At 64.1% G+C, this 17,363-nt stretch carries 15 protein-coding genes and 1 tRNA gene; 6 read left to right on the top strand and 10 right to left on the bottom strand.

Features of this window, described 5'->3' with window-relative positions; genetic code table 11:
- Positions 1-29 precede the first annotated feature (29 nt).
- A tRNA-Leu gene (locus CH283_RS14880) sits at positions 30-106 on the bottom strand.
- 120 nt (positions 107-226) lie between these two features.
- Between CH283_RS14880 and CH283_RS14875 the strand changes: the two genes are divergently transcribed.
- Together CH283_RS14875 and CH283_RS14870 are read left to right on the top strand one after the other, a co-directional pair.
- Positions 227-859: an ANTAR domain-containing response regulator gene (locus tag CH283_RS14875; RefSeq protein WP_068052227.1), complete on the top strand. Its 633-nt coding sequence runs from the start codon at positions 227-229 to the stop codon at positions 857-859.
- 173 nt (positions 860-1,032) lie between these two features.
- Positions 1,033-2,367, top strand: a complete 1,335-nt coding sequence (locus tag CH283_RS14870) for an ABC transporter substrate-binding protein (protein ID WP_068052226.1) — start codon at positions 1,033-1,035, stop codon at positions 2,365-2,367.
- A gap of 143 nt (positions 2,368-2,510) precedes the next feature.
- Here CH283_RS14870 and CH283_RS14865 read toward each other — a convergent pair whose 3' ends face one another.
- From CH283_RS14865 to CH283_RS14850, 4 genes are read right to left on the bottom strand one after another with little or no spacing between them, the layout of a single operon-like run.
- Positions 2,511-3,311, bottom strand: coding sequence for an ABC transporter ATP-binding protein (locus tag CH283_RS14865; protein WP_032394315.1), 801 nt, complete (start codon positions 3,309-3,311; stop codon positions 2,511-2,513).
- The gene (locus CH283_RS14860) at positions 3,308-4,405 is read right to left on the bottom strand and encodes an ABC transporter ATP-binding protein (protein WP_255183226.1); all 1,098 of its coding nucleotides are present in this window, start codon (positions 4,403-4,405) and stop codon (positions 3,308-3,310) included. The genes CH283_RS14865 and CH283_RS14860 overlap by 4 nt, the downstream gene beginning before the upstream one ends.
- Entirely contained in the window at positions 4,398-5,387 is a 990-nt protein-coding gene (locus CH283_RS14855; protein ID WP_068052136.1) for a branched-chain amino acid ABC transporter permease, read from the bottom strand. Before CH283_RS14855 ends, CH283_RS14860 begins: the two co-directional genes overlap by 8 nt.
- Before the next feature lie 7 nt (positions 5,388-5,394).
- Positions 5,395-6,735, bottom strand: coding sequence for a branched-chain amino acid ABC transporter permease (locus CH283_RS14850; protein WP_068052133.1), 1,341 nt, complete (start codon positions 6,733-6,735; stop codon positions 5,395-5,397).
- Positions 6,736-6,995: 260 nt separating this feature from the next.
- Between CH283_RS14850 and polA the strand changes: the two genes are divergently transcribed.
- The gene (gene polA / locus CH283_RS14845) at positions 6,996-9,737 is read left to right on the top strand and encodes a DNA polymerase I (RefSeq protein WP_094640083.1); all 2,742 of its coding nucleotides are present in this window, start codon (positions 6,996-6,998) and stop codon (positions 9,735-9,737) included.
- A gap of 84 nt (positions 9,738-9,821) precedes the next feature.
- Here polA and trxA read toward each other — a convergent pair whose 3' ends face one another.
- The 3 genes from trxA to CH283_RS14830 all read right to left on the bottom strand — a co-directional run bounded on the left by trxA (position 9,822) and on the right by CH283_RS14830 (position 11,995).
- Entirely contained in the window at positions 9,822-10,193 is a 372-nt protein-coding gene (gene trxA, locus CH283_RS14840) for a thioredoxin (protein WP_037192657.1), read from the bottom strand.
- Between the two features lie 86 nt (positions 10,194-10,279).
- Positions 10,280-11,278 carry a helix-turn-helix domain-containing protein gene (locus CH283_RS14835; protein WP_068051869.1) on the bottom strand — a complete coding sequence of 333 codons (999 nt, stop codon included), beginning with the start codon at positions 11,276-11,278 and terminating at the stop codon, positions 10,280-10,282.
- Between the two features lie 210 nt (positions 11,279-11,488).
- A complete protein-coding gene (locus CH283_RS14830; protein ID WP_094640383.1) occupies positions 11,489-11,995 on the bottom strand; it encodes a 2'-5' RNA ligase family protein in 507 nt (168 codons plus the stop codon).
- 10 nt (positions 11,996-12,005) lie between these two features.
- Between CH283_RS14830 and CH283_RS14825 the strand changes: the two genes are divergently transcribed.
- Positions 12,006-13,103: an isocitrate/isopropylmalate dehydrogenase family protein gene (locus CH283_RS14825; protein ID WP_094640382.1), complete on the top strand. Its 1,098-nt coding sequence runs from the start codon at positions 12,006-12,008 to the stop codon at positions 13,101-13,103.
- 15 nt (positions 13,104-13,118) lie between these two features.
- On the opposite strand, the gene CH283_RS14820 is transcribed toward CH283_RS14825, so the two are convergent.
- A complete protein-coding gene (locus tag CH283_RS14820) occupies positions 13,119-13,946 on the bottom strand; it encodes a class I SAM-dependent methyltransferase (RefSeq protein ID WP_068051863.1) in 828 nt (275 codons plus the stop codon).
- A gap of 215 nt (positions 13,947-14,161) precedes the next feature.
- On the opposite strand from CH283_RS14820, the gene rpsA reads away from it, so the two are divergent.
- A complete protein-coding gene (gene rpsA, locus CH283_RS14815; protein WP_027497255.1) occupies positions 14,162-15,640 on the top strand; it encodes a 30S ribosomal protein S1 in 1,479 nt (492 codons plus the stop codon).
- 157 nt (positions 15,641-15,797) lie between these two features.
- Here the strand turns inward: rpsA and CH283_RS14810 are convergent, their stop codons facing one another.
- On the bottom strand, positions 15,798-16,007 hold the full coding sequence (locus tag CH283_RS14810) for a hypothetical protein (RefSeq protein WP_068050934.1): 210 nt from the start codon (positions 16,005-16,007) through the stop codon (positions 15,798-15,800).
- A 129-nt stretch (positions 16,008-16,136) separates the two neighbouring features.
- Between CH283_RS14810 and coaE the strand changes: the two genes are divergently transcribed.
- A complete protein-coding gene (gene coaE, locus CH283_RS14805; RefSeq protein WP_094640082.1) occupies positions 16,137-17,354 on the top strand; it encodes a dephospho-CoA kinase in 1,218 nt (405 codons plus the stop codon).
- The last annotated feature ends 9 nt before the right edge of the window (positions 17,355-17,363 follow it).

The raw sequence follows: 17,363 nt of genomic DNA, 5'->3' as shown, positions 1-17,363 counted from the left end.
CCTTTACCGATACCGATTCGTGGCTGCTGTGGTGCCCTCGGTGAGACTCGAACTCACACTGGACGGGTTTTGAATCCGTTTCCTCTGCCAATTGGGATACGAGGGCTGGCGTCTTTCAAGCAACGATTGACGAGTTTAGAAGATGCGCTTTCGGCCTCGCGCACCGGTACCCTTCAGATGCTCGACGGCCCTGATGGGCGATGACTGTCAAAGGAGACCGATACAGATGAATGCTCCTGGTGCGCACGGTACTGGCAAGCCCCCGCTTCGTGTGGTGGTGGCAGAGGACGAATCCCTGATCCGATTGGACCTCGTGGAGATGCTCCGCGAGGAGGGGTACGACGTGGTCGGTGAAGCGGCCGACGGTCAGCAGGCGGTGGAGTTGGCCGTCGAACTGCGTCCCGATCTGGTCATCATGGATGTGAAGATGCCGCGTCGGGACGGAATCGATGCGGCGTCGGAGATTGCAGAGAAGCGCATTGCGCCCGTCGTCATTCTCACCGCGTTCAGTCAACGCGAACTCGTGGAGAAAGCTCGCGATGCCGGGGCCATGGCGTATCTGGTCAAGCCGTTCACCAAAGCCGATCTGATGCCTGCGGTGGAGTTGGCCGCCAGCCGTTTCGGTGAGATCTCCGCCCTCGAATCCGAGATCGTGGATCTGCAGGATCGGCTCGAGACGCGCAAGCTCATCGAGAAGGCCAAGGGCATCCTGATGGAATCGCAATCGCTCACAGAACCGCAGGCGTTCAAGTGGATTCAGCGCGCCGCGATGGATCGCAGGACGACGATGAAGGCCGTCGCGGAGGTCGTGATCGACACGCTCGGTACCCCTGCGAACAAGCCCGTGGGAGAAAGCTGATCGGCCGGCGAAAGCTACGGCCACGTAAAACTTCGACTCTCTAGGTCACAGTCAGGTCACGAGCGTCGTTCTAGGCTTTGCGAATCGGCTCCGAGCATTAGCGTCTGACCCACACGTGAGCCACATGTAACTCAGGTGCGCTTCATCGACGAGCAATTTCAAGGAGAACCTAGATGGCAATTCGGACCTATGTCCGCACGGCTGCGGTGCTGAGCGTTACCTCGCTCGCACTGTTCGGCTGTTCGTCGAGCGACGACTCGGGCTCGACCGACTCCACCAGTGCCAGCGGCGGCACTGCAGCCGCGGAAACGACCGTCTCCACCGACTGCACGCCCGAGCAGGCCACTGCCGGGGCAACCCCGGACACGGCCCCGCTGGTGGTGGGAACCCTTCTCCCCGAGACCGGAACCCTGGCCTTCCTCGGCCCGCCCGAAGTTGCCGGTGTGCAGCTGGCCGTCAACGACGTCAACGAAGCCGGTGGCGTCCTCGAGCAGCCCGTCACGCTCATCCCCGGTGACTCGGGCGACACGACGACCGATACCGCCAACACCACGGTGGACCGCTTGCTCGCCGGCGGTTCCGACGTCATCGTCGGTGCAGCGTCGTCCTCGGTCTCGCTCAAGGTCATCGACAAGATCGCCAGCGCAGGCGTCGTGCAGTTCTCGCCGGCCAACACGTCCGATCAGTTCGTCTGCTACCCGGACAAGGGGCAGTACTTCCGTACCGCACCCACCGACGTGCTGCAGGCACAGGCCCTGTCCCAGCTGATCGCCCAGGACGGTGCGCAGCGCGTCGCCATCCTCGCGCTCAACGACCCGTACGGCACGGGCCTGGCCGCGAACACCGCGGACAACCTCGAAGAGGCGGGCATCGCGGCGGACCAGATCCAGACCACGATCTACGACCCGAACGCACAGTCGTTCAACGCCGAGGTCGACGGTGTGAAGAACTTCAACCCGGACGCCGTGGCCATCATCGGCTTCGAGGAGTCCGCGAAGATCATCACCCGTATGCACGAGATCGGCATCGGACCGTCCGACGGCACGCTGGTCTACGGCGTCGACGGCAACATGGGCAACGCCCTCGGTGAGTCGGTCGCAGCGGGTCTGCTGGACACGATGCGCGGCACCACTCCGTTGACCGATGTCGGCACCGGATTCCAGGATCGTCTCAAGGTCGTCGATCCGGCTCTGGTGGACTTCAACTACGCGGGTGAGTCCTACGACGCAGTGATCATCTCGGCGCTCGCTGCCGAGCAGGCCAAGTCGACGGCAGGTACCGACATCGCGGCCAACATCAACAGCGTCACCAAGGACGGCACCAAGTGCACCAGCTACGCCGAGTGCCTTCCGCTCGTCAAGGCCGGAACCGATATCGACTACGACGGAATCACCGGCGCGCTGAACTTCAGTGACGCAGGAGAGCCCGCCACCGGTTCCTACGGCAACCTGGTCTTCGGACCGGACAACACCCTGACGACGGAAGATTACATCGTCGTCGGTGAGTGATCTGTAACTGTCACACAGCCTCTGGGCCCGAGTCCTCGATCAGGACTCGGGCCCAGAGGTTTTCGTAGGTGTCACACGTTCGACGGCAACGACGACGGCCCCGGTTCGATGTCGAACCGGGGCCGTCGTCGTTTGCCGAGCAGCTACTTCTTCTCTTTGCTTCCCGCCAGTGTGCCGAGGTACAGCTCGATCACCTTCGGGTCGTTCATCAATGCCGGACCGGTGTCGGTGTAGGCGTTGCGGCCCTGATCGAGTACATAGCCACGGTCGCAGATCTGGAGGCAGCGACGAGCGTTCTGCTCGACCATGATGATCGAGACGCCCGCTGCATTGATCTTCTTGCAGCGGATGAACACCTCGTCCTGGAACATCGGAGACAATCCGGCCGACGGCTCGTCGAGCAGCAGTACCGACGGCTCCATCATCAGTGCGCGTCCCATGGCGACCATCTGTCGTTCGCCGCCGGACAGCGCGCCTGCTTTGACCTTCTTGCGCTCGCCGAGCAGCGGGAACAGCTCGCTGACGAACTCGAAACGCTCACCGAACTTCTTGGGACGCAGATAGATTCCCATCTCGAGGTTCTCTTCGATGGTGAGTGACGGGAACACGTTCTGCGTCTGCGGAACGTAGCCGACTCCCTTGGTGACCAACACATGCGCTTCTGCGGAGGTGATGTTGTCGCCGCGCAGTTTGACGCTGCCCTCACGGACGGCGACCAGACCGAACAGGGTCTTGAGGAGAGTCGACTTCCCGGCACCGTTGGGTCCGATGATGCCGACGATCTCGCCGTCGTTGAGAAAGAAGTTGCACTCGCTGAGGATGTTGACACCGGGGATGTATCCGGCCACCAACCCGTCCGCGCGCAGCAGTGCACCTTCGGCGAGTCGAGCATGTTCCTCGGGTGTCGCGGCGAATTCCGCCGGCGTCAATGTCTGTTCGCTCATCGGTCGTCCTCCTTGGCCCGGTGCGAGCCGCCTTCGGTGCCGTCGGTTGCGATCGGGCGGGCGAACTCCGGCTCCGAGAGGTCGCCTCCCGCTTCGAGTTCCTCGGCCTCGGCCTTCTTCAGTGCCTCCGCCAGCTCCGCTGTGGCACCGACCGGATTGCCGTCGGCATCGAACTCGAGAGCCTGATCGTGATGGCTACCGAGATACGCGTCGACGACGGCTCCGTTGTTGGAGAGCTCCTCGGGGGTGGACTCGGCAATGATGCTGCCTTGAGCCATCACCACCACCCAGTCACTGATGTCGCGGATGACGTCCATGTCGTGCTCGACGAACACCACCGTCATACCGTCGTCGCGAAGCGACTTGATGTGCCCCAGAAGTGACTGCGTCAGAGCCGGATTGACCCCGGCCATGGGCTCGTCGAGCATGACCACCGACGGATCGGTCATCAACGCACGCGCCATCTCCAGCAGCTTGCGCTGGCCGCCGGACAACGAGCCGGCGAGGTCGTCGGCCTTGGCGTCGAGCTTGAAGCGGCCCAGTAGCTCGTAGGCGCGTTCGGTGATCTGACGTTCCTGGGCCTTCCACGTCCACGGCATGAAGGTGTTGATCATGCGCTCACCGCGCTGACCCGTCGCACCCAGCCGAACATTGTCCAGCACAGTCAGTTTCGACAGCGCCTTGGTCAACTGGAACGTGCGCACCACACCTTTGCGTGCCACCTGGTGCGGATGCATCCGGCCCAGTTCCTGGCCGTCCATCGACCAGGTTCCCGTGTCGGGTCGATCGAATCCCGTGAGCAGGTTGAACAGGGTGGTCTTGCCTGCGCCGTTGGGCCCGATCAGTCCGGTGATGCAGCCCCGCTGAATCTCGAGGTGCGCCACGTCGACGGCCTTGAGGCCACCGAAGGTGCGCGAGACGCCGTCGACGACCATCGTGGCGTCCGGTTTCGGTGCGCCGGGTTCGTTGGGAACACCGGCGAACAGGGCGGCGCGTTGATCGCTCGACAACGCCTGCGCAGCGCGTGATTCGAGTGTGCTTGCTTTCTTGCTCGGTGCGGCCGTTGAAGCAGCATCCTTGCTCGGGTCAGGCATTGAGTTGAACCTCTCGCTTGTTGCCGAGAATGCCCTGAGGTCTGAACACCATCAAGACGGCGATCAGGATTCCCAGGAGCACGAATCGCGTGGCACCGACCTGAGCGCCGGTGAGATTGAGCACCGGGTCGTCGCCGGAGATCAATTGCCGCAGAATCGCATCGGGTATGGACAGCAGGAACCAGAAGAGCATCGCGCCCAGTACCGGGCCGAACACTGTTGCCGCCCCACCGAGAATCAGTGCGCCGAAGGCGAAGAATGTCTGCGCCGTCGAGTAGAAGTCCGGGTTGATGGATTGGGTCTGCAGTGCGTTGAACACACCGCCCATACCGCCGATGACGCCACCGAGAACCAGTGCCTGCATCTTGTAGACGAAGACGTTCTTGCCCAGCGAACGGGCTGCGTCCTCGTCCTCACGGACAGCCTTGAGGACGCGTCCCCACGGGCTGTGCGTCAGCAGGTAGACCACGCCGCACAGCAGCAGGACCAGTGTCCAGCCGACGAGCATGGCCCACAGATCGTTGCCGAGGAACCGCACGCCGATGAATTCGTAGGACTTACCACCCTCGAACGGGCTCATGCTGGTGAACGGGCCGGCGAAGCCGGTGATGCCGTTGGTGGATTTGGTCACCGAATCCGTTGCGGTGGACCGAAACACCAATCGGAGAATTTCCGAGGCGGCGATGGTGACGATCGCGAGATAGTCGGCTCGCAGTCGCAGCGTCGGAATGCCGAGAACCAGGGCCAGTAACCCGGCTGCAGCGAGGCCGACCAGAATGCCCAGCCACAGCGGCTGTTCGTAGGTGATCGTGGTGATGCCGACGCCGTAGCCGCCGAGCAGTGCGAAGCCGATCTGACCGAAGTTGAGCAGTCCGGCGTAACCGAAGTGCAGGTTCAGGCCGATGGCGAGTAGAGCGTAGAAGATGGCCGACGGGCCGACCAGCTGAGCGAGTGAGATCTGAAGTGCGCCGATGATATCCATGTGAAGGTCACCCGATCCTTTGTCGCGAGCCGAGGATGCCCTGTGGACGGACGACGAGGATGAGAATCAAGACGAGCAACCCTCCGATGTATTTGAGATCGGGATTGATGACCAGCGTCGACCACTGCACGAGCAGACCGACGATGACGCAACCGAGGAAGGCGCCGTAGGCCGTTCCCAGTCCACCGAGTGTGATGCCGGCGAACATGAGCAACAGGAGTTTGAAGCCCATCTCCCACTGGACGCGACCGCCGAGTTCGGAGAGCCCGAACAACACGCCGCCGAGGGCAGCCAGGCCGCCGCCGAGGCACCAGACGAACGTGACCACGCGCTCGACGTTGATGCCGGAGGACGCAGCGAGGTCCCGGTTGTCGGCAACCGCACGCATGGCCTTGCCGATCTTGGTGCGCTGCAACATCAGTGCGACGCCGACCAGAACGACGATGCTGATGACGATGCAGGCGAGGTTGACGTTGGTGATCGAGAGCGGACCCCAGTTGTTCTCGGTCTGAGCCTGGTAGTCGTCGAAGGGTTCGGAGCGGTCCGAGAAGAAGATCAGGATGAGATAGCGCAGTGCGATTGCGAGGCCGATCGTCACCACGAGCTGTGCGATGAGGCCGGTCCGTCGTTTGCGCAACGGCCGCCATATCAGAGCGTTGTTGAGCCAGCCGATCGCGACTCCCACGACGATCGCCAGCAGCGTGGCCGGGATGAGTTGTATCCCGACACTGACGTTGAAGAACCACGCCGCGACGGCACCGAGGGTGACCATCTCTCCGTGCGCGAAGTTCGTCAGACCGGTGGTGCCGAAGATCAGACTCAGTCCGACCGCGGCGAGCGCGATGACGAGGCCGAAGCGAAAGCCGTCGACCGTAGTGCGTACGAACTTCTCGTAGAACGGAATGCTGGTGGCGGTTCTGGCCTCGCCGAACGAGAAGATGACGGTGTTGGAACGCCCGGCCTCCACATCGCGCTGGACCTCGCCCTGAACGCTGACGCCGTCGGGGAGCGTTTCCTGGACCACCTGGAATGTGTATGTGCCGGGAGACAATTCGAGGGTCCACCGGCCGCCGGTTTCACTGGTGGTGCGGGCGACTTCGGAGCCGGACGCGTCCAGCGCCGCGACATCGACGCCGATGAGTCTTTCGCCACCGTTGTTGAGAGATCCGGCGACGCTGACCGCGTCCGCAGGCGGTGCCTGTTCGGCGCTGGTCCCCGGTGCTGCCGGGGGAGTGGGGGTAGGTTCCTGGGCCAATGCCGGCGCACTGAACAGCAGCGCGGCAATGGAACTCAGAACGGCGAGTAGGAGTGTTCGCTGGAAGAGCCGAACGGCAGATCTTGCGCGCAACCTCGGCGGTTGCACCTTTCTGGTCCATCGAACATTTGGAGCCACGCACGTCCTCCGGACGGTTGTCGTTGAGTCACGGGTTGGGGATTTACTGCAATTGTCGGACTCTATCCGCTGAAACGACGCAAAATCGGCGACTGAGATTTCCGGAAAGTATCGGTTGTGTTTCGCGGTGCACGACGCGCGCCGTGAGAGCGATCGCGTCGCGGCGCCTGCATCCGGCTTCGAGTTGTCGGACCCGCTCCCTAGACTGGTCAACCGTGAGCCCAGTAACGGAGAAAAGTGCAGCGCCCGCAGCCGATACCGACGCGAAGGCGGGCGGGGAGCGGCCCACGTTGCTGCTCATCGACGGCCACTCGATGGCGTTCCGTGCCTTCTTCGCGTTGCCTGCGGACAACTTCAAGACCACCAGCGGTCAGTCCACCAACGCCGTGTACGGGTTCACCTCGATGTTGATCAATCTGCTGCGGGACGAGAAACCGACGCACATCGCGGCGGCGTTCGACGTCTCGCGGCAGACCTTCCGCGCCGAGCGGTTCCCCGAGTACAAGGCCAACCGCAGCAAGACCCCGGACGAGTTCGCCGGCCAGGTCGACATCACCAAGGACGTACTCGGGGCCATGGGTATTCCGGTGATGGCAGAGGCCGGCTTCGAGGCGGACGACATCATCGCCACTCTGGTGACCCAGGCAGAGGCGCTCGGCTACCGCGTCCTGGTGGTCACCGGCGACCGCGATGCGCTGCAGCTGGTGACCGACAACGTCACGGTGTTGTATCCGCGCAAGGGCGTCTCGGATCTGACTCGGTTCACTCCCGACGAGGTCGCCACCAAGTACGGGTTGACGCCGTCGCAGTACCCTGACTTCGCGGCCCTGCGCGGAGACCCGAGCGACAACCTTCCTGGCATTCCTGGTGTCGGCGAGAAGACGGCGACCAAGTGGATCATCGAATACGGTTCCCTCACCGCCCTTGTCGACAACGTGGACAAGGTCAAGGGCAAGGTGGGAGATGCACTGCGCGCCAACCTGTCGAGCGTGGTGCTCAACCGCGAGCTCACCGAGATGGTCCGAGATGTGCCGTTGCCCTACACCCCCGATCAGCTCGAACTCGCTCCGTGGGACCGCGAGAAGATCCACGCCTTGTTCGACGACCTGGAGTTCCGCATTCTGCGGGACCGGTTGTTCGAGACACTCGCGTCGGTCGAACCCGAGGCGGAGGAAGGGTTCGACGTCCGCGGCGGCATCGTCGCACCGGGTGAACTGGCCGCATGGCTCGCGGAACACGCAGCCGACGGCAGGCGTAGTGGGCTGTCGATTCTCGGCCCGCGTCGGCCGTTCGACAGCGATGCGACGTCGGTGGCGATCGCCGCGGCCGACGGCGAGGGCGCGTTCGTCACGACGACCGCTCTGGACGAATCCGACGAGCAGGCACTCGCGGCCTGGCTCGCAGATGCAGCGCAACCCAAGGCCTTGCACGAGGCCAAGTGGGCTCTGCATGCGGTTCGTGGGCGCGGCTGGACCCTCGGCGGCTTGACCACCGACACCGCACTGGCGGCGTACCTGGTGCGGCCCGGTCAGCGATCGTTCAATCTCGACGACCTGTCGTTGCGCTACCTCAAGCGCGAACTCCGCGTCGAGGATGCGGGAGAAGGTCAGATGTCGTTGCTCGACGCGGAGGACACCGCCGATGCGGCGTTCGCGGAGGGAGAGATTCTCAAGGCGCGGGCCGTGATCGACCTGGCCGATGCGTTGGACGCCGAGCTCGCCGCCATCGAGTCGACCACCCTGCTCTCCGAGATGGAGCTGCCGCTGCTGACGGTGTTGGCCGATGTCGAGGCAACGGGTATCGCCGTGAACGGTGATCACCTCCGCGCGCTGCAGTCCGGATTCGCCGCGCAGGTGGACGAGGCCGCGAACTCCGCCTACGGCGTGATCGACAAGCAGATCAACCTCGGATCTCCGAAGCAGTTGCAGGTGGTGCTGTTCGAGGAACTCGACATGCCCAAGACGAAGAAGACGAAGACCGGGTACACCACCGATGCCGATGCGCTGCAGGGGCTGTTCGAGAAGACCGAGCATCCGTTCCTGAAATTCCTGCTCGATCACCGGGACGCGACGCGGATGAAGGTCACGGTCGACGGCCTGCTGAAATCCGTCGCCGACGACGGACGCATTCACACCACGTTCAACCAGACGGTCGCGGCCACCGGACGACTGTCGTCCACCGAGCCGAACCTGCAGAACATTCCGGTACGCAACGAGGCGGGACGCCACATCCGTGACGGCTTCGTCGTCGGGGCCGGATACGACACGCTGCTCACTGCCGACTACAGCCAGATCGAAATGCGCATCATGGCGCACGTATCCGGCGACGAAGGTCTGATCGAGGCGTTCAACACCGGCGAGGATCTGCACAGTTTCGTCGGTGCCCGGGCGTTCGGCGTGCCGATCGAGGAGGTCACCCCCGAACTGCGTCGCCGGGTCAAGGCGATGTCGTACGGATTGGCATACGGACTCAGCGCATTCGGTCTCGCCGCGCAGCTCAAGATCTCCACCGACGAGGCGAAGCAGCAGATGGAGGCGTACTTCGCGCGGTTCGGTGGTGTCCGTGACTACCTGCGCAACGCCGTCGAGGAAGCGCGCAAGGTGGGATACACCTCCACGCTGTACGGCAGGCGCCGCTACCTGCCCGATCTCAACAGCGACAACCGTCAGCGCCGCGAGGTCGCCGAGCGGGCAGCTCTCAACGCCCCGATCCAGGGCACCGCCGCAGACATCATCAAGGTCGCGATGATCGACGTGCACCGATCACTGGCGGAGTCGACGCTGAAGTCACGAATGCTGTTGCAGGTCCACGACGAACTGGTGCTCGAGGTCGTCGAATCCGAGCGTGAGGAAGTCGAAGCGCTCGTACGCGACAAGATGTCCTCGGCCATCGAACTGTCGGTGCCCTTGGAAGTCTCGGTCGGCACCGGCCGCAGCTGGGATGCCGCTGCGCACTGATTCGAGGCCGCGCAGGAAGAACGACGAAGGGCCGCTCACCGAATTCGGTGAGCGGCCCTTCGCGTCGTGTGCAGCGACGAAAAACTACTCCGCCGCGGGAGCCTGCTCGGCGATCTGCTGGCGCACGACGTCCATGTCGAGTGCCTTGATCTGACCGACGAGGTCCTCGAGCGCCGGCGCAGGCAGTGCACCGGGCTGTGCGTACACCAGAATTCCTTCGCGGAACGCCATGATCGTCGGGATCGACTGGATCTGCGCCGCGGCAGCAAGTCCCTGCTCGGCCTCGGTGTCCACCTTGGCGTGCACCACGTCGGGGTGCGCGTCGGACGACTTCTCGAACGTCGGCGCGAACTGGCGGCACGGTCCGCACCAGGACGCCCAGAAATCGACCAACACCACGTCGTTGTTCGTCACGATCTCGTCGAAATTCTGCTGGGTCAAAGTCTGAGTGGCCACGCGGTCCCTTTCGATTGATTGCGCTTCTGGTGTGTCTCAACGCAGGTATTGACCGGAATCATCCCGGTCGGGTCGGAGCGCCTGCGTCAGGCGGGCTGGGGTGCGGCACGGAACGTGCGGCGATACGCATTCGGCGTGGTGCATCGCAACCTCACGAAATGCTGCCGCAGGGCCGCGGCATTGCCGAAACCGACCACCTCGGCGATCGAATCCATCGGCAGGTCCGAGTTCTCCAACAGCTGCTGCGCCGCCAGTACTCGTTGGTCGTTGAGCCAGCGCGCGGGTGTGGTTCCGGTTTCGGCCGCGAACTTGCGGGCGAAGGTTCGCGCCGACATGTTCACCCGCGCCGCCAGTCGACCGATGGTCAGCTCGGAGTCGAGGTTCTCGGTCATCCAGTCCAGCAGCGGAGCCAGTGTCTCGGTACGAGTGGCGGGCAGCGGACTGGTGACGAATTGAGCCTGGCCGCCATCACGATGCGGAGGAACGACCATCCGGCGAGCGATCCCGTTGGCCACGACGCTGCCCTGGTACTTGCGCACGATGTGCAGGCACAGGTCGATTCCGGCTGCCGTCCCTGCGCTGGTGAGTACGTTGCCCGCATCCACGTAGAGGACGTTCGGATCCACCTGTGCCAGGGGGTATTTTGCGGCCAGTGAGGCGGAGTGCCGCCAATGCGTCGTGCAGGGTCTGCCGTCGAGAAGTCCCGCTTTGCCGAGTACGAAAGCACCGTTGCACAGGCTCGCGACCATCGCGCCTCGTTCCACCGCTGCGCGAAGCTTGGCCAGCAGGGGTTCGATGGATGCGTCGTATTCGGTTCCGCACACGAAGCTGCCGTCCACAGCCGTCTCGGTGCCACCGGCCGGAATGATGATCAGATCGGCGCTGTCGAGACTGTCGAGATCGTGCGGCACGTCGATGGTGTAACCGACGCGGGTGCGGATCGGTTGGGGGACACCTGCGATCAGAGAGAAGTCGTAGGTGGGTAGGCCCTCGTCCGAGCGATCGAATCCGAACACCTCGCAGGCGACGCCCAGCTCGAACTGTTCGGTCAACGGCATCAGCGCGACAACCACTCGTTTCAGCATGAAAAGAAGTATGGCAGAAAGTCGTCGATATATGGCATTACTGCCACTCGTGCGCATTCTTCGCAGGTTGGAAGCTTGCGGCATGACAATTGTATTGGTAGTTGTGCTGCTGTTCCTGGCCCTCGACGCCGTCGTGCTCGCAGGCCTCGCTCCCGATACCCACGCGGAGGTGACCCAGTTCGGCGACTTCCGGTTCTAGGGTGCCCGGGGTCAGCCGATCCGCCATTCGCGCTTGGCTTCACCGTCCCATCGACGCAGGGCCACGGCGGAGCCCACCAGGTCCTCGATGCTCGTCGACAGCAGTCGCACGGCCGATCCTGCCTGCTCGGACGTCAATCGCCTGGCCAGTGTCACGTGCGGCGTCCAACGGCCGAGGTCGACGTTGTCGAACGATCCCGTGCCCACGGCTGCGTGCACCCTGGCGTGTAGGTCGAGCAATTCGACGCTCGGAACGACCAGGCGGGCCAGAGTGATCGCCCGACCGCCGAACACGACGAGGCCACCGAGGCGCACACCGAGCGGATCGAAGCGGATCGCTGCGCCGTCGTCCACCGCGACGGGCATCGACGACGCCACCGCGACGGTGATGTGTGGGCGATTCGAGTCCCCGCGGTGCCGGTTCTGGCTCGGGAGGCCGGCCTCGGACAGCGCCGCCCACTCGCGGCGAACTGCTGCGTCGAGGCCGGAGTCGAGTAGGAGTTCTGCGGACTGCACCATGGAGACCATGATGTCGCAGACGGACGGCCGGAATGCAACGACGATACGGATCGGGGCCATGACCGGCGACGGGATCGGCCACGAAATCGTGCCCGCAACTATCCGGGTGGTCGACGCGGCACTGGCGGCCGTCGGCGGACCGGCCGTCGACTGGGTGCACCTGCCGCTGGGCCTGGACGCCATCGACCAGCACGGAATGCCGATACCCGACAGCACGTTGGGAGAACTGTCCGCACTCGAATGCTGGATTCTGGGACCGCACGACAGTGCGTCGTATCCGGAGCCGTTCCGTTCGCAGCTGACGCCCGGTGGACGGATTCGCAAGAATTTCGACTTGTTCGCCAACATCCGGCCGGCAAGAGCACTGGCCGGCGTGCGGGCTATGTCCCCGCGGATGGATCTGGTGGTGGTGCGGGAGAACACCGAAGGCTTCTACGCCGATCGCAACATGTTCGTCGGCAGTGGCGAGTTCATGCCGACTCCCGATGTGGCGCTGGCAGTCGGAGTGTTCACCCGCCCCGCGTGTGAACGCATTGCACGCGAGGCGTTCTCGCTGGCAGACCGGCGCCGTCGCACGCTGACCATCGTGCACAAGACCAACGTGTTGTCGATGACGACGGGACTGTTCCGTGATGCGTGCCGCGCGGTGAGCGAGCACTTCCCGCACGTCGAGGTCACCGAGGAGCACGTCGACGCGTTGGCGGCACACCTGGTTCGACGCGGTGAGGACTACGACGTCATCGTGGCCGAGAACATGTTCGGGGACATCCTGTCGGACCTGACGGGCGAGTTGTCCGGGTCGCTCGGCACGGCGCCGTCGATCAATTCCTCGGAAACTCGGGCGATGGCGCAGGCCTCGCACGGATCGGCCCCGGACATCGCAGGGAAGAACCGGGCCAATCCGACGGCACTCTTCCTGTCCGCTGCAATGCTGCTCGAGTGGCTCGCCCCGCGCCACACGGACGATCGGCTGGCCGCGGCCGCCGGCCGGATCCGTGACGCCGTCGACGCCACGGTCGAATCCGGGGTCGCGACAGCCGACCTCGGTGGGCAGGCGTCGACCAGCGCATTCACCGAGGCCGTGGAAGCCCGGGTGCACCGGCGCTGATCGCGGCGCACTCGGTCAGAGCGGTTTGCGGCTGCTGAAGATCGCGGTGCCCGGAAAGAGCTGCCCGCGCAGTGGACTCCACTGTCCCCACTCGCGGTCGAGCCATTCCGGCCAGTCCGGTTCGACGATGTCGCGCACCTCGAGACCTGCGGCGACCAGCTCGCGCACGCGGTCACCGATCGTCCGGTGGTGCTCCACGTAGTTGGGAGTCCCGTCGGCGTCGTATTCGACGTACGGGGTTCGATCGAAGTACGGAATCGTCGCGGTCAGACCGCCGACCCCGGGATCGTCGGGGAACACCCAGCGCATCGGATGGTTGACGGCGAACACCCAGATCCCGCCCGGCCGCAGTACCCGCGCGACTTCCTTCATCACATTGGCGGAGTCCGCGACGAACGGCACCGCACCGAAGGCCGAGCAGACGATGTCGAACCGCTCGTCGGCAAACGGTAAGGACTCGGCACTGGCCTGCACCAGCGGAACCGTCGACCCGCCCGCGGCCATTGCATCGACGCCGCGCTGCAACATGCCCATCGAGATGTCGAGACCGATCGCGCGCGCACCCTGGGTTCCGAGCCAGCGGGCGCACGGTGCACTGCCGCAGCCCACTTCGAGGACGTCCTTGCCCGCGACGTCGCCCAGCAGATGCACGTCGCCCTCGTGCAGCCCCTCCGGGCACCAGACGAACTCCCCGGATTCGGTCGACACTCCGAGAAACGCGCCGTGCGTACGGTGGTAGCTCTCGGCGTCGGAATCCCACCAGAGACGACTCGCGCGGTCACTCGCGACCGAATCGATTCGGCCGCGGCCGGGAGTGGACGACGGTGTGGAAAGATCGGTCACACGCCGACTCTAACCGGGTTTGTGCTGGTACTGCGGCATCGCGTACCCTGTTCAACGCGAGTGTGTTCATGCTGCGCCCAGGTCGGGTTCCCTCGACCTCGGCGCACACGGATCCGGCAACGGATTCGCCGAAGATGCTCGTGTTGCACACGTTTCACCAAGTCCGACCGAACATCCATCAACCGATACCCAACCCGTCCGGAGCAACTCAACACATGCCCTCAACCACAACCTCACCGCAGGTAGCCGTCAACGATATCGGCTCCGCAGAGGATTTTCTCGCCGCCATCGACGCCACGATCAAGTACTTCAACGATGGTGACATCGTCGAGGGCACCATCGTCAAGGTCGATCGTGACGAGGTTCTACTCGACATCGGTTACAAGACCGAAGGCGTCATTCCTTCCCGCGAGCTCTCCATCAAGCACGACGTCGACCCCAACGAGGTCGTCTCCGTTGGAGATGAGATCGAAGCACTCGTCCTCACCAAGGAGGACAAGGAAGGCCGTCTGATCCTGTCCAAGAAGCGAGCTCAGTACGAGCGCGCTTGGGGCACGATCGAGGAGCTCAAGGAGAAGGACGAGGCCGTCAAGGGCACCGTCATCGAGGTCGTCAAGGGTGGACTCATCCTGGACATCGGTCTTCGTGGCTTCCTTCCCGCCTCGCTCGTCGAGATGCGTCGCGTCCGCGACCTCCAGCCGTACGTCGGCAAGGAGATCGAGGCCAAGATCATCGAGCTCGACAAGAACCGCAACAACGTGGTCCTGTCGCGCCGCGCATGGCTCGAGCAGACCCAGTCCGAGGTCCGCAGCGAGTTCCTGCACCAGCTCCAGAAGGGCCAGGTCCGCAAGGGCGTCGTGTCCTCCATCGTCAACTTCGGTGCCTTCGTGGACCTGGGTGGCGTCGACGGACTCGTGCACGTCTCCGAGCTGTCCTGGAAGCACATCGATCACCCGTCCGAGGTTGTCGAGGTCGGCACCGAGGTCACCGTCGAGGTTCTCGACGTCGACCTGGACCGCGAGCGTGTTTCGCTGTCGCTCAAGGCAACTCAGGAAGATCCGTGGCGCCAGTTCGCTCGCACCCACGCGATCGGCCAGATCGTGCCCGGCAAGGTCACCAAGCTCGTTCCCTTCGGTGCATTCGTGCGCGTCGAAGAGGGCATCGAGGGCCTCGTGCACATCTCCGAGCTGGCCGAGCGCCACGTGGAGGTTCCGGACCAGGTCGTGGGTGTCGGCGACGACGCACTCGTCAAGGTCATCGACATCGATCTCGAGCGTCGCCGGATTTCGTTGAGCCTCAAGCAGGCCAACGAGGACTACGCAGAAGAGTTCGATCCGTCCAAGTACGGCATGGCCGACTCGTACGACGAGGGTGGCAACTACATCTTCCCCGAGGGCTTCGACTCCGAGACCAACGAATGGCTCGAAGGTTACGAGAAGCAGCGTGAAGAGTGGGAAGGTCGCTACGCCGAGGCGGAGCGTCGCCACAAGATGCACACCGCTCAGATGGAGAAGACGGCCAAGGACGAAGCTGCCGAAGCCGCCAACACCAACTACTCCTCCGAGTCGGGTCAGGCCCCCGCCGATGCAGAAGGCGACGCTCCCGCAGCGTCGGCTCCGGCCTCGACCGGTGGTTCGCTGGCCAGCGATGCGCAGCTCGCTGCACTTCGCGAGAAGCTGTCGGGCAACGCCTGATAGAAGTGGTCCACCCGTGAGGGTGTGACACCGAGCCCCGGTTCTCCACGTGAGAACCGGGGCTTTCTCGTTTCGAATCAGGGGAGCAGAGAAGCTGCGGACACGACGATGGACCCGGTTCCGATGAACCGGGCCCATGTGTGAGGGGGAGTGCGAACTACGCGGCGGTGGCTGGACTCCACTGGCCGACGCTCTCCGTGCGCTTGCGCATGCTGGCGAAGCTGTGGCGGGCGGGGGTCAGGAGGTTGGTGAACCAGTTACGCCGATGGTCGGCCAACGCCGAGGCTACTTCCGGGATGAGAATGCAATGAACGCCTGCATCCATGCCAAGGCGGTGCCGACCCGGTTGGATCTGATTGCTTCGCATGGGTGTCCTTTTCAATAGCTGTGGGTCGGCACATCGAGGTCTCGCCCGTCGAAGATAACCGACCCACCTCCGAAAACGGTGCATTTGAGGCTGGTGTGATTCGGCGTGTTCGAGTGTCAGACTGGTTGCATGCTGAGACTGGGACTGACCGGTGGAATAGGTGCCGGAAAATCGACCGTTGCCAAGGTGCTGACCGAACTCGGGGGAGTGCTCGTCGACTCCGATGTGCTTGCCCGTGAAGTCGTGGAGCCGGGAACGCCTGGGCTGCAACGACTGACGGACACCTTCGGAGTCGACATTCTCGCACCCGACGGCTCGCTCGACCGTCCGGCGTTGGCGACCAAGGCATTCGGCGACGAGGAATCCCGCAAGAAGCTCAACGCCATCGTTCATCCGTTGGTCGGCGAGCGCACCGCCGCGATCATCGACGGTGCAGCGCCGGATGCCGTAGTGGTGCAGGACATTCCGCTCCTCGTGGAGGGATCGATGGGCCCGTTCTTTCACCTCGTGGTCATCGTGTGGGTCGACGCCGAGGAACGGGTGCGTCGTCTGACGGGACAGCGAGGCATGCCCGAGGCCGACGCTCGCGCGCGGATCGCAGCGCAGGCAACCGATGATGCGCGCCGCGCTGCAGCAGACGTGTGGATCGACAACACCGGTGCGCCAGGCAGCGTCGACGACGTCGTCCGAGCCCTGTGGAACGAGCGCCTGATTCCCTTCGAGCGCAACATCAGGGAGGGGATCATCGCGCGCGTTCATCCGGAACAGGTGACGGCCGACCCCACGTGGGAATCGCAGGCCCGACGCATCATCTCGCGCCTGGCCCTTGCCTGCGCGGACAAAGCGGTCCGAATCGACCACATCGGCTCCACCGCGGTGCCCGGTCTCGACGCGAAGGATGTCATCGACATTCAGATCACCGTGCGCGGGCTCGACGACGCCGATGCTGTCGCCGAGCAGCTGCGCGTGGCAGGGTTCCCTCGGCGAGAGGCCAGCAACTTCGACTATCCAAAGCCCGCATACGGAATCGGCGGAGAAGCCGATCCTGCCGTGTGGGCCAAGCGTTTTCACGGCAGCGCAGACCCCGGCCGGCCGGCGAACGTACATATCCGGGTCGACGGCTGGCCGAATCAGACGTTCGCCCTGCTGTTCCGGGACTGGCTGCGAGCGGACGACAACATCACCACCGAATACGCCGGAATCAAGCGACGCGCCTCCGAGGCCGCTGCCGGAATCACCGACTTCGGCTCGGCCATCGAGGCCTACGAGAACGCGAAAGCCCCATGGTTCGATGTGGCATACCGTCGGGCATGGCAGTGGGCGGAGCAGACCGACTGGACCGCGTGAATCGGGGCC

The sequence above is a fragment of the Rhodococcus sp. 05-2254-2 genome (assembly GCF_002259095.1).
Lineage (GTDB): Bacteria > Actinomycetota > Actinomycetes > Mycobacteriales > Mycobacteriaceae > Rhodococcoides.
Note: the sequence above shows the minus strand (reverse complement) of the source record. Positions and strands in the feature narration are given on the sequence as shown.